The sequence below is a fragment of the Amycolatopsis albidoflavus genome, assembly GCF_039525725.1.
Classification (GTDB): Bacteria; Actinomycetota; Actinomycetes; order Mycobacteriales; family Pseudonocardiaceae; genus Amycolatopsis; species Amycolatopsis albidoflava.
The window spans coordinates 417,220-429,470 of sequence record NZ_BAAAHV010000022.1; the positions used below are offsets into that span (position 1 = coordinate 417,220).

The 12,251-nt window shown below is 67.6% G+C and carries 10 protein-coding genes; 3 read left to right on the plus strand and 7 right to left on the minus strand.

From position 1 onward, the window contains the following. Nucleotides 1-681 carry a response regulator transcription factor gene (locus ABD156_RS35085; RefSeq protein WP_344284079.1) on the minus strand — a complete coding sequence of 227 codons (681 nt, stop codon included), beginning with the start codon at nt 679-681 and terminating at the stop codon, nt 1-3. A gap of 285 nt (nt 682-966) precedes the next feature. Between ABD156_RS35085 and ABD156_RS35090 the strand changes: the two genes are divergently transcribed. Then, nucleotides 967-1,659, plus strand: a complete 693-nt coding sequence (locus ABD156_RS35090) for a helix-turn-helix transcriptional regulator (RefSeq protein ID WP_344284082.1) — start codon at nt 967-969, stop codon at nt 1,657-1,659. A gap of 68 nt (nt 1,660-1,727) precedes the next feature. Next, a complete protein-coding gene (locus tag ABD156_RS35095) occupies nt 1,728-3,041 on the plus strand; it encodes an amidase family protein (protein ID WP_344284085.1) in 1,314 nt (437 codons plus the stop codon). A 42-nt stretch (nt 3,042-3,083) separates the two neighbouring features. Here the strand turns inward: ABD156_RS35095 and ABD156_RS35100 are convergent, their stop codons facing one another. From ABD156_RS35100 to ABD156_RS35115, 4 genes are all read right to left on the minus strand, one after another. Continuing rightward, nucleotides 3,084-3,719, minus strand: a complete 636-nt coding sequence (locus ABD156_RS35100; RefSeq protein WP_344284088.1) for a TetR/AcrR family transcriptional regulator — start codon at nt 3,717-3,719, stop codon at nt 3,084-3,086. A 4-nt stretch (nt 3,720-3,723) separates the two neighbouring features. Continuing rightward, the gene (locus ABD156_RS35105; protein WP_344285323.1) at nt 3,724-4,293 is read right to left on the minus strand and encodes a D-alanyl-D-alanine carboxypeptidase family protein; all 570 of its coding nucleotides are present in this window, start codon (nt 4,291-4,293) and stop codon (nt 3,724-3,726) included. A gap of 299 nt (nt 4,294-4,592) precedes the next feature. Continuing rightward, on the minus strand, nt 4,593-7,145 hold the full coding sequence (locus ABD156_RS35110; RefSeq protein WP_344284091.1) for a Pls/PosA family non-ribosomal peptide synthetase: 2,553 nt from the start codon (nt 7,143-7,145) through the stop codon (nt 4,593-4,595). A gap of 691 nt (nt 7,146-7,836) precedes the next feature. Next, a complete protein-coding gene (locus ABD156_RS35115; RefSeq protein WP_344284094.1) occupies nt 7,837-8,823 on the minus strand; it encodes an aldo/keto reductase in 987 nt (328 codons plus the stop codon). A 204-nt stretch (nt 8,824-9,027) separates the two neighbouring features. Between ABD156_RS35115 and ABD156_RS35120 the strand changes: the two genes are divergently transcribed. After that, nucleotides 9,028-9,585 carry a BP74-related protein gene (locus ABD156_RS35120; RefSeq protein WP_425546122.1) on the plus strand — a complete coding sequence of 186 codons (558 nt, stop codon included), beginning with the start codon at nt 9,028-9,030 and terminating at the stop codon, nt 9,583-9,585. A 491-nt stretch (nt 9,586-10,076) separates the two neighbouring features. Here the strand turns inward: ABD156_RS35120 and ABD156_RS35125 are convergent, their stop codons facing one another. Continuing rightward, nucleotides 10,077-10,862, minus strand: a complete 786-nt coding sequence (locus ABD156_RS35125) for a MerR family transcriptional regulator (RefSeq protein WP_344284100.1) — start codon at nt 10,860-10,862, stop codon at nt 10,077-10,079. Nucleotides 10,863-10,906: 44 nt separating this feature from the next. Beyond that, nucleotides 10,907-12,001, minus strand: coding sequence for a serine hydrolase domain-containing protein (locus ABD156_RS35130; RefSeq protein WP_344284102.1), 1,095 nt, complete (start codon nt 11,999-12,001; stop codon nt 10,907-10,909). Nucleotides 12,002-12,251: the final 250 nt, after the last annotated feature.

Genomic DNA, 12,251 nt, shown 5'->3' on the forward strand with positions numbered 1-12,251 from the left:
TCACGGACGGTCACCGCGCAGCACGTAGCCTTGCCCGCGCACCGTGTGCAGCAGCCGCGGCCCGTGCGCTTCGAGTTTCCGGCGCAGCGTGCTGACATTCACCTCGACGAGATTCGCGCTGTACTCGTCGTAACCCCACACCGCGCTCAGGATCTGCGCCTTCCCGACCACGCGGTCGCGATGCACCGCCAGATACGCCAGCAGCTTCCACTCGGTGGCCGTCAGTTCAACCTGCTCGCCGCCGCACAGCGCGAGCCCGGCGTCCAAGTCCACGACGAGATCGCCGACCTCGACCGCCGGCCGCGCACGACCCGTCCGCCGCAGCACCGCGTTAACCCGCGCGACCAGTTCGGCCAGCACGAACGGCTTCACCAGATAGTCGTCCGCGCCTTCGCCGAGCCCGCGCAGCCGGTCCTCGACGCCGTCCCGCGCGGTGAGCATCACGACCCCCGCCGCGCAGTGCCGCCGGACAACCCGCAGCAGCGCGAACCCGTCGCGCCCGGGCAACAGCACGTCGAGCACGACCAGATCGGGCCGGAAACGGGCCAGTTCCGCTTCGAGCTGTTCGCCGTCGGGCAGCGCCCGCACCGCGAATCCCGCCGCCCGCAACGCGACCTCCAGCGAAAGCCGGATCGCGTCGGCGTCCTCGACGACGAGGATGCGCGGTTCGCCCTGGACCATGGCCGAAGTCTAGGCGTCCCGGCGGCACCGCGACGCGGACCGCTGACGGCCGTAGCGAAACGGGCATCTCAGTGGAAGTAATTGGAGAGCGTCTCGAGAAGAATGATACCTAGCAATTCTTCGTGAGGAAGTCCGCACACTGCGCGCCATGATCGGCAGCCCCTGGTCTCACCCCTCGTATCCGCACCGTTGCAGCGAGATGGCCCCGTACACTCTCGTGCCAGCAAGGAGCCGACGGAGCTGAGCCGGCGTCGCGCTCGCTACTTCGCACCGAAGCGAGGCGGTATGGGCCAGGAGTACGCACTGACGTGCGAAGCGATCGACATCGTCCTCTCGGACTCTCCACAGGGGACGAAGCGCCTTCTGCTGGGCGATGTCCTTCGCCGCATGCTGAAGGCGGACGTCTTCGCCTCCTTTGTCTGCGATGCGTCCGGGCCCTACGCCGATCCGGTCCAGCTGGACCTCGGCGACGACGCGCTTCGCGCCTACCACCGGCATTTCCGGCACGTCGACGACCTGACCCCGAAACTTTTCGCGCGGGGGAGCGCTTCCCGGGTCACTCCGGCGGCCGGTGTCTCCGCCGAGTTCGTCCGGGACTTCCTGCATCGCAGCGGCATGCACCACGGCATGAACTACTTCCCGGCCGGCGCCGGTCCCGGCTCGGTGGACCTGCGGCTGTGGCGGGGACGCGGCGGCCGCGCGTTCACCGAGGCCGACGCGCGGGTCTTCCGGTCTTTCGGGGACCTGGTCGCCCGGACCTGGCCGCGGGAGGCCCCGTCCGGGCAGAAGCCGCTGTCCCGGCGCGAAGCCCAGGTGGCCGAGCTGGTCGCGGACGGGTACAGCGACAAGCAGATTGTCGCGGCCCTCGGCATCGCGCCGCCTACGTTGCGGACCCACCTGAGCAACGCGTTCGCCAAGACCGGCGCGCCCAACCGCGCGGCCCTGGCGGCGTACCACCTCCGCCATCGTCAGAAATGACGATGGCGGAGGCGACGCGACCTGCCGAGACTCCCGGATAAGCCTCATTCGCCGCAAAGGAGCTCCGGATGCCGCCGAGCGTCGCCCGTACCCCTGTCCTGGAAGCGCTGCACCAATCGGAACCGGGAGAGTGGACGCAAACCTGCACTGCCGACGAGATCGCCGCGCAATTGCCCGAGGCGGGCGGGAAGCCGTATCCGCTCGCGGTGAAAGCGAACATCGCGGTGCGCGGACTGCGCCGGTCCGCGGGATGCGCGCTCCTGGACATCGGACCGGAGGAGGCCGACGCCCCGGTGGTCGCGCTGCTGCGCCGCTCCGGCGCGGTGGTCGTGGGCATGGCGAACATGCACGAACTCGCCTTCGGGATCACGTCTCACAACGCGAGCTACGGCGCGGTGCGCTTGCCCTGCCGTCCGGGCTTTCTGGCAGGGGGATCCTCGGGCGGCAGCGCCGCGGTCGTCGCGCGCGGCCATGCCGAGGTCGCACTGGGCACGGACACCGGGGGCTCGATCTCGATCCCGGCCAGTCTGTGCGGGGTCGCCGGATTCCGCCCCAGCACCGGACGCTGGCCGACCGCGGGCATCGTCGGCCTGTCGTGGACGCGGGACGCTCCTGGGGTCTTCGCGCGATCGGTGCGGCACCTCGCCGAGATCGACCTGACGGTGCTCGGCGGAGCAACCGGCCAGGACCCGCGGCGGGACCGCCCGCGGATCGGGATGCCCGCCGAACTGTTCCGCGAGTTGCACCCCAGTACGCAAGCGGCGGTCGATTCGGCTTTGGACGCGCTCGCGGACATCGTCGAGCTGGTGCCGGTGGAGCTCGCGGAGGTGGGGGAGCTGACCACTGCGGCGGCGATGCCGATCGTCTGCTGGGAAGCCCGCCGGCTGCTCGGCGACGTCGCCGGGCGCGCCCTGGGCCTGAACGCGGAGCAGGCGTTCGCCCGGCTGGCCGCGGAGGTGCGCAGTCCCGATGTCCGGCAGATCCTGGAAGCGGAGCTGGAATCCCCGGTATCGCCCGACGCGTACGCGATCGCCCAGCGGCAAACCGAGCAAGCGCGAGCGTGCTACGCGGACCTGCTGCGCAAGCACGCACTCGACGCGCTCGCATTTCCGGCCACGCCCGCACCGGCACCGCCCGTCGACTGTGCCGGGACGGTGGAGCATCTGGGAAGCCACGTCGACGCTTTCGAGCTATACACCCGAAACACGACGCCAGGCGCGATGCTGGGGGCTCCCATGGTCACCTTCCCGCTGGCCACCCCCGCGGCAGGTCTTCCGGTCGGGCTGACCATTCAAGGAGGGCGGTTCGACGACCGTCGTGTGCTGCTCCTCGCCGAACGAATTGAGGAGACTTTGTCGAACACCGCCAACCGGGCTGGTTGATTGGGCTGGAGCGCGAATCCCGCGGAAACAGGTGATCGCGCGCTACCGCACTTTCTTGGTCGTTCTGCGGAGTTTGCCGCGCAGCGCGCGGAGGGCGATCGGCCCGAGGTCGTCGACCACCTCGATGAGCACGGCCAGCCGGTCGAGTGCGTCCAGGGCTGCCTGGGTCCCGTCCGGGTCGACGCCTTCGTAGAGCTCCAGTCCGACGAACCCGGCGCTCACTGCGCGTGCGAGGCCCGCGGTGTCGATCACCTCGGATACCGGGGAGTCGGCCAGCAACCTGGTCAGGGCATCCTCGATCGGGGCGATCCACAGTTGCAGGGCCGCTGCGGAGGCTTCGGCGAGTTTGGGGTCGGCCTGCGCGCCGGCGAGCATCTGGGCGAGCACCGTGACGTTGCCCTGGGCGCGTTCGTCGGCATGCAGGGCGCGGCCGAGCGCGAGAAGCTGCCGCAGGTCGGTGACCTGGCCGAGGCGTTCGGCGAACGGTGCGACCCTGGCCCGCGTCGCGGCGAGGCACGCGGCCTGGAGCAGGTCGTGGACGGTGCCGAAGTGGTAGAAGACCAGCGCCTGGTTGACCCCGGCGGTGGCCGCGATGCTCCGCGCCGTGGTCCCGTTGAGCCCGTGCGTGCGGATCGTCTCGATCGTGCCATCGATCAGGCGTTGTCGGGTGTCGGCCACGGCTTCACCGTAGAGGCCCCGACAGCCGGCGACCGACGGCACCCGGGTGCGGCAGCCGCTCCGGCGGGCCGGCGGGCCGGTACTCGAAATGCCACCACTCGTTGTCGTAGACCCGATAAAGGTGATGGCGTGCGCCGTACCGCTCCAGCCAACGCGCACCTTCGACAGGTCGCACGTCCAGGGCCGTCCCTGCGACGTGCTGGGACTCATCCGGCGGCAGTGCCCGCAGCCGGGCCGCCGTCGACGACCCGCTCCGGCGGACTTCCGCGGCGAACAGGCGTTCCTGTTCCCCGGCATCCCGGTGTCCCGAGGTGAGTCCGATGAGTTCACCGTCGCGCCATAACGCCTGCGTGCGCGCTGCGATGAACGCCGCACGGGTCGCCGGCGTCAGGCCAGTGAGGTCCTCGGCGGGAAAACGCACAGCCAGGGTCCATTGGCAGGCCGTATGCCGCGCTCGGCGCGGCGTGACCACGAACGCCACCGGCAACAGCGCTACTGCCAGCATTCGGGTAATCGCCTTGTACCAACGATCACGGCGGTGTGCACAGCCGCGATCGGGACAGACGCTGGTCATCGCTACCCCCACTCCGGTCGTGCGCACGACCGCCACCCCGCTTTTGAGCAATTGCTCAAATCGGAGCATAGACGAGATTTGAGCAACTGCTCAAGGGGTCTTGCCGTCGACTTGAGTGCGTCGACGGCCGAAGCCGAGGTGTAGCCGTGCGGCGGCGTTGACCGGTGCAGACCTCGACGAGCCGCGCGGGATCGCCGGTGTGCCAGGCGTTCAAGCGGGAGCAAAGCCCCAGACCGCGGCGGTCTGGGGCTTCTTTCGTGCTCTGGTTACTGATCAGTTCCCCGGGAAAAGCCCTGGATTCACGTCGCCGCCTTTCTTCCCGCGTCCGTCCCCGGCGAGCGAATGCTGCGAGCAGGCCCGGACGCGACCTCGTGCGCCGGGTTCCCGCCCCAGCGGGCGTTCTCCGGGACTTCCTCTCCCTTCATGAGGAAGGAATTCGCGGCGAGTGACGAGCCCTGGCCCATTCTCACGCCGTAGTGCACCAGGGCGTTGACTCCGACGGAGCAATCGCTGCCGATGGCGATGCGGTCCATCTTGAAACCGCCGTCCTCCTGCGAATGGCACTGGACGACGGAGCCGGCGTTGAGCGTAACGTCGTTTCCTATGCGTACCAGCGTTTTTTCCGCGATGAAGCAGCCGTCGTCGAACAGCCTGCGGCCGACTTTGGCACCCAGCAGCCGCCACGTCAGCGCCTTGAACGGGGTGCCGTTGAGCAGTTGGATGTGCTCGGTCGCGGACGCCGCTTTCCAGAACCGTTCGTGCCGCCAGAAACGCCGGTCGTAGATCGAGCACGACATCGGGCGCAGCGGCCGGACGAGGACGGCGATCCGCTCCACGGCGACGAAGTACGCGACGCTGTAGAGGGTTATGCCGACCGCGTCGAGCGCGAACAGCGGTGCGCCGAGCTTGGCGTAGTAGATCTTCGACGCCCAGGCCAGCAGTATCAGCCCGAAGGTGAACAGCCACTGGTACAGGACGAACATCAGCATGGACACCGTGTTGTGCCTGGTTTTCGCGGCCAGCCCCCGCCGGAATTCGGCCGGGGTTCCCGGATGGCCTAGCTGGCTGTCTCGGTCGACCGAGCGCGGGATTTCGAAGCTCGGCGAGCCGAGCAGCCCGACGTTCGAGCGGAGCGGGCCGTCGAGGGGCACCAGAACTTTGGTGGCCAGCAGGCAGTTGTCCCCGGTCCTGGCTCCGGCCGGGTAGGCGATGTGGTTGCCGAGGAAGCTCTTCGCTCCGACGCGCACCTGCGACAGCCGGAAGGAAGTACTGGTGTATTCGGCGTTGAGGACCGACAGTCCATCGGCGACCATCGTGCCCGCGCCGGTCGCGAAGAGGAACGGGTTTTCGAACTTCTCCTGCTGTCCGAAATTGGAACCGGTCTGCTCGGCCTTGGAGACCCTGCAGCCGACGCTGCGGAGATAGTGCACGATGGCCGCGCTGTCGCCGAAGACGTCCTTGAAGAACCGTGCGTTGGAGAGCCGCCGGATCACCCGGTGCGCGGCGTGGCGCGGGCCGTAGAAGCGGTAGGTCTCGCCCGGTTTGAGGAGCGGGTTGAGCAGCCGGGGCACGGTGACGCTGAGTGCGAAGCTGAGCAGCCGCACACCGGCGAACAGGATCGCGGAGACGATCAGAGCCTTGCCGTAGAACTTCGCGTCGGTGAAGTCGAGTTCGGCCGAGCCCAGTCCGAGGAGCGGGTTGAGCTGCGGAGCGGCTACCAGCAGCAGGTAGAGCACGCCGAGCGCCAGCGGGGTCGCCACCAGGACCGCGAACAACAGCTGGCGCACGGCGAACCAGGCCCGGCGGACGCTGCCGCAGGACCTCGGCTCGACCCGCCGGTACCGCACGTCCGCCGGGACCGCGGGCGAACCGTGCCAGCTCTCCCCGTCCGGGACCGTCTGCCCGGGGTGCAATGCCGAGGCATGCCCGAGCTCCGCGCCGTCGCCGACCCGGGTGTCGATGTCGAGCACGGACATCTCGCCGAGGTAGGCGTGCGCGCCGATGTCGACCCGGCCGGTCCGGAGCACCCCGCCTTCGGCGCGGTAGGTGGTGAAGTAGGTGTCCTTGCAGATCACCGTGCCTTCGCCGATGGACAGCAGGTCGGTGCACACCGGCACGAAAGCCGACAAGGCCGTCACGCCGCGGCCGACCTTGGCCCCGAGCGCCCGCAGGTACAGCGAGTAGAGCGGCGAGCCGGAGAAGAACGGGAGCAGCGGATTCCGCTGGACGAGGGTCTTGACCAGCCAGAAGCGGACATAGCCCAGGCTCCACACGCGGATCTCCCTCGGCGTCCACCGGCCGACGAGGACCCATTTGAGCGCGATCGGGACCGTGCTCCCGACGAACAGCACGGCGGCGCCGAAGGCGACCGAACGCAGGTAATAGCTCAGCACTCCGGAACCGGCGATGAGCCAGTCCGCGCCGATGCCGAGGATTTCCGCGGCCAGCAACGAATAGGCTGCGAAGAGCAGCACTTGCAGCACTCCGCAGCCTAGGTATTCCAGCGGGCTCGCTCTTCGCCGCGGTCCGGCCGGTTTCGCCGGGTGTTGTTCCGCGGCGAGACCGGGGGTCGCGGATTCAGCGGACTTGGCGACAGTTGCGGTCGCGGCCAGCCCGGCGGCGGTGGGGGTGCGGTACACGTCCTTCATCGACACCGACGGCAGTTCCGGCCGCTTGCGCACCCGGGCGCAGAACTGCGCCATCATGAGCGAATTGGCTCCGAGATCGGAGAAAAAGTTGCTGTCGACCGGAACCTGCTGCCGTCCGGTCAACTCTGCCATCACGTCGGCGAACGCCCGCCCCGTTTCGTCCGGAGGGCAGGGGCGGACGACCGGGGATTCGGTGAGATCCATGCCGCGACGATCGCACGACGCGATTTCGGCGGAACCGCTCAATGGCGGAGTTTGACTCTTTCGCAACCTGTTTGATGTGCAAGGTGTATGACAAAATGCTCAATGCGGTTAATGGAGGTCCAGACCGCTTTGGATTATGTTTTTCGTGCCTGCGGGTAATTGGTGCTGGAAACGTTGTCCGGTGGTGGAATCAATGCGGTTATCGCAAGATGGATACTGGTCGGTATTGTTCTGTCGCGTTCGCCGGGGTTCTGTCGGATAAGAATTCTCGATGGCTTGTGAAACTGGGGCGAATGGTAATGCGAATATTCCCTTTCGGGGAATCCGGCGGCGCCGACCGGTCAGAGTCGCCGGAGGAGCAAGCTGATCGCGGCGTTGCGGACGTCCCAGTCGTCGTCCTCGCGGGCGAGCCGGAGCAGCACCTCGCGGCACCGGTCGGTGACGGCGGGTTCGGCGAAGTCCAGCAGCGGAATCGTCCGGATCGCCTTGCCGCGGACCGACCTGCAGGGCTAGGTTCTCCACCACTGGAGCGACGAAAAAGCCCTGGGAATCCTGCGGCCCGTCCGCGATACCGCTGCGGTAGGTGCCCCGGAATGCGGCAACAGGCGATGCTGGCCGGTTCCGCCCACGAGGCCCGGTCCGTCCGGCAGGCAACGACCGCCGTCCGGACCGGTGCCGAAAACAGCCGGGCTTAGCGGCCGAACAGGGACTTAAATCCCTCCGGGACGCGCTCACCCTGGATATTGGCCGCGGCCGCCTCGATTCGTTGCAGGTCACTGGGCGTCAATTCGACATCGAGCGCTCCCAGATTCTCCTCCAGGCGATGCGGTTTGGTAGTGCCGGGAATCGGCACGAACCACGGCTTCTGCGCCAGCACCCAGGCGAGAGCGATCTGGGCCGGGGTGGCTCCCTTGTCGCCGGCGATCTGCCGCAGCAAGTCGATCAGGGTTTGATTGGCCTGCCGTGCTTCGGGGGCGAAGCGAGGCAGCATGCGGCGGAGGTCGTTGTCGGCCAGCGAGGTGGTGGGGGCGATGGTGCCGGTCAGGTATCCCTTTCCGAGCGGGCTGTAGGGCACCAGGCCGATGCCCAGCTTCTCCAAGGTCGGGATGATCTCGGCTTCGTGCTCTCGCGTCCAGAGCGAATATTCGCTTTGCAGTGCCGTCACCGGCTGCACGGCGTGGGCGCGGCTGATCGTCGTCGCGCCGGCCTCCGACAAACCGAAGTGTTTGACCTTGCCTTCGGCGATCAGCTCCTTGACCGTGCCCGCTACCTCTTCGATGGGCACGTCGGGATCGACGCGGTGCTGGTAAAACAGGTCGATGCGATCCGTTCGCAGCCGCCGGAGCGAGGCCTCGGCCACCCGGCGGATCTGCTCGGGCCTGCTGTCGAGCCCCGAGGCCGGGGTCGGGCCGTGCTCGCCGTGCTTGAGCCCGAATTTGGTCGCGATCACCACCTGGTCGCGGACCGGCGCCAGCGCCTCGCCGACCAGTTCTTCATTGGTGAAAGGGCCATAGACTTCGGCGGTGTCGAAGAAAGTGACACCGAGGTCGGCGGCGGCCCGCAGCAGCCGGGTCATCTCGGCTGGGTCCGGGGTCGAACCGTAGAAGAAGCTCATGCCCATGCACCCGAGTCCCAGGGCGGAAACTTCGAGATGCTGTCCAAGTTTGCGTTTCTGCACTGGAGAGTGCTCCTTCGGTAGGGTCATCCGGCCTGGTGCTCCCGCTGTTCAGCCGGGGCCGGTTACCGCAGATTAGGTCGCCGTGCGGGCGACGGGGAGGCCCGGCCGATACAGGTACTGCCGGTGCCCCCTTTGCCCGGCGGGCAGACAATCTGTCCGGGTGGAATTGTTTCTTGATTGAGCTTTCGAATAGCCGTGAAAGTGATGGAGTCATTTTTCGGGACGAGTATGCAACGAAAGTGCACGAAAACCCGATTCCTCCCCGGCAGGCCGCCGCTACCGTCGGAAACGGGCGGCAACCACGCCCAGACGGACGACAGGGAGGATCCGCACATGCGTACGCTCACTGCGATTTTGGCCGGTACCGCGGCCACGAGCGCACTGCTGCTGGGAACCGGGCCCGCGCTCGCGGCCGGGCACGTCCAGCAAACCGGCGCCCACATCGCCACGATCCAGGTTTTCTCCAGCGGCGACATTTACCGGGTAGAACTGCTCAAGCAGGCCGACGTGGACCAGGCGGTCAGACTTATGAACGGCCAGGCCACGCATCCGGGAATTCCGATCGGCGACATCGTCCGGGGTTCCTCCGGCGTCAATACCGGATATGACTGGCACATCGACCCCGCCACCTTCCAGTGGGCCGACAGCACCGCCGAAGCGTGCGACGGTCAACCGCATGAAGTCAGCAATGCGGGCGAATGGAAAGTGAAGCAGTACTGTCCGTGGACTATCAAAGTCGTAGCGGTCACCCCGGAAAACTGACCAGATTCGAACTGGGGGCGGTCGCGAGACTGTCCCCAGTTCGAACGCTGGCCTCGCAGTGGCGACGCACCTTTCCGAAGCACCGGACGGGCTCGAACGACGGACATCGACTCGAAACGTAGAAAGCAGTTACCCGGAGGTTTCTTGGTTCGAGTCCAGGCGGGGGAGCAAAAGCCCAGGCCAAGCGCCTGGGATTTTTTCGTGCGCGCCAACGACAAGCTCAGGTGTCCAATAACTGTCCAACTATGGACCCGAGGTCAGCCGGTGTCGCCCACGTCGAGCGACTTCTGTCCCGCTATGGCGTGACACGACGAGACATCAGGCGGCGACCGGCCGGATAGGTTCCGGTTACCCGGAGGTTTCTTGGTACGAGTCCAAGCCAGGACACAAAAGCGCTGGTCCAAGGCATGGGCTCTTTTCGCGCTCGCGCGCGACAGCCCATACTCTCCCAAAACTCTCCAACTATGCGCGCGGAGTCAGCCGCGAGGCAGTCAGCGGAAACCCGGCCGCGGAATGCGGACACCGGCGATTCGGAGCTTGCCCTCGACAAGCGCCAGAGCCTTCGCCGCGGCCGAGCCCTGTTCTTCGCCGTGGTGGGCGATCAGGTGGTACCGGGTCGCGGCTTCGGTGCGGGCCTGCAGACCGGTCACGATCTTCAGGTGGGCCGGGTTGGCGAGAAAGTGCTCGGCCATCGCGGTGGCGAGTTCCTCGACCCGAGGGTCGTCCGGTTCCCAGGTCGCGGCTTCGGCGCCACGCTTGATCAAGGCGACGTAGTGCGGGTCGTCCAGGGCGTGTTCGAGATCGGCGAGATAGTCGTCGAAGCCTTCGGGCGCAAGGGCTTTGGCCAGCACCCAGCCCTCCCTCGTCGCCGCTATCTCGGGGGCGGGGAAGCCTAGGCCGCGCATCCGCTCCAGCAGCGCCGCGGCGCGGTCGGACAGCAGTGCTCGGTCGCCGTCGGCGAGGCGGCTCAGCAAGGTGCGTCGCTCGGTCAGCTCCGCGATCCGTTCGGTGAGTTGCCGTTCGACGTCGGCTAGGGCGGTGGCGAGCGTGGCAGCGTCGGCGTCGAGCAGGGTTCCGATCTCGGCCAGCGGCACTCCGGCCGACGCCAGGGTCCGGGCCTGGACCAGCCGCAACAGCTCGGCTGATCCGTACCGCCGGTACCCGGAGCTGTCGCGTTCGGGCTCCGCGACCAGGCCGAGTTTGTGGTAGTGCCGCACCGTTTTCACCGTGACGCCGACGAATGCCGCCGCCTGCCCGATGGTGACCCCGTTCTTCATCTGTTCAGCCTGCCTTGTGCTCGCGCGGCATGGCTCGGCTCCCCTCAGAACACTTCGCGCAGAAGCCTTTGCTGGGCGCTCTGGAACGCTGCCGCGACGGACATGCTGGCGTCGTCCACGCAGTTCAGGGCGGCGGTCAGGGTCTTGCTTCCGTCCGGCGTGCTGTACATCAACGCCGCGTGGCCGCCTTGCGCCCCGTTGTGGGAGATGACAGTGCCGCCGTCTTCGGTGGTCAGCACGAACACTCCCAGGCCGTAATCCATGTTCGGGATGCCTGTCGGATGCGGGGCGCACATCTCGGCCACGAGATCGGCCGGCAGGAGTTTGCCGCCCAGCAGGGCGGAAAGGAACGTGGCCAGGTCCTGGACCGTCGAGATCATGTCGCCGCCGGCGGACGCCCAGGAAGGGTCCTGCCGGGTGATGTCGACCGTCTTCCGCGCACCGGCGTTCTCGAGGCGGTAGTAGGCGTGCGCGTGCGGCTCGGGGATCTCCGCGTCGCCGGGCACCAGGGTGCCGGACAACCCGAGCGGCTCCGCGATCCGCAGCCTCGTCTCCTCGGCCGCCGAACGGCCGGTGACCTTCTCGACCAGCAACCTGGCCAGTACGTAGTTGGTGTTGGAGTAGCTCCAGCCCGTCCCCGGCTCGAACCGCGCCGGGTTGGTCAGCGCCAGTTCGACCAGGTCCTCCGGCCGGTACGTCGTGAACCGGCGGTCCAGCCACGCCTCGCCCTGGGGGCCGTAGGGCATGGGAATCCCCAGCGCGAATGTCCCGTCCTCGTTCACCTCGCCGGTGAAGTTGAACAGCCCGCTGGTGTGCTGCAACAACATCCGGACGGTGATCCGTTCGTCCAGGCCGAATTCGGGAAGGTAGCTGGTCGCCGGGGCGTCCAATGCGACCCAGCCCTCCGCCACCAGTTGCAGCACCAGGGTCGCGGTGAAGGTCTTGGTGTTGCTCCCGATCCGGACGTGCCCGTCCGTCGCCGGTTTCGCGCTCCCGCCCAGCTCTGCCGCCCCGGCGCTTGCGGTCCATTCGCCTCGGTCGTCCTGTACCAGCAGCGACACCCCGACGAAGCCGGAATCGACGATTTCCTCGATCGTCTGCCGCAACTTCGGACGGTCGAGGGGGGTGGGGATCGTCATGGTGATTCGCTCCTGCGGGTCGGTACTGCCCGGTCGGCTTCGTGCCGCTGCGACGAGTCTCCACCCTGACCCGAGGTCAACCTCAACTGTGACCTGGCTCATGCCTTGGTCAGGCTTGCGTGCGGCCGGGGTGGAAGCGGAGCGTTATCTCAACCGGACACCCCGGACAGAGGTGCCCGCCCAGGTCTTCGATCTCGGCGGGGCAACAAGATCCCGCTGCGCGGCGTCCGGGGGATGTCTTCGTGCCGAC

Bases quoted from the DNA above. Each gene is read 5' to 3' on its own strand.
- ABD156_RS35105 (WP_344285323.1), bottom strand. From the start codon at position 4,293: ATGACCAGCGTCTGTCCCGATCGCGGCTGTGCACACCGCCGTGATCGT.
- ABD156_RS35130 (WP_344284102.1), bottom strand. From the start codon at position 12,001: ATGACGATCCCCACCCCCCTCGACCGTCCGAAGTTGCGGCAGACGATC.
- ABD156_RS35095 (WP_344284085.1), top strand. From the start codon at position 1,728: ATGCCGCCGAGCGTCGCCCGTACCCCTGTCCTGGAAGCGCTGCACCAA.
- ABD156_RS35085 (WP_344284079.1), bottom strand. From the start codon at position 681: ATGGTCCAGGGCGAACCGCGCATCCTCGTCGTCGAGGACGCCGACGCG.
- ABD156_RS35110 (WP_344284091.1), bottom strand. From the start codon at position 7,145: ATGGATCTCACCGAATCCCCGGTCGTCCGCCCCTGCCCTCCGGACGAA.
- ABD156_RS35090 (WP_344284082.1), top strand. From the start codon at position 967: ATGGGCCAGGAGTACGCACTGACGTGCGAAGCGATCGACATCGTCCTC.
- ABD156_RS35120 (WP_425546122.1), top strand. From the start codon at position 9,028: ATGGAGTCATTTTTCGGGACGAGTATGCAACGAAAGTGCACGAAAACC.
- ABD156_RS35125 (WP_344284100.1), bottom strand. From the start codon at position 10,862: ATGAAGAACGGGGTCACCATCGGGCAGGCGGCGGCATTCGTCGGCGTC.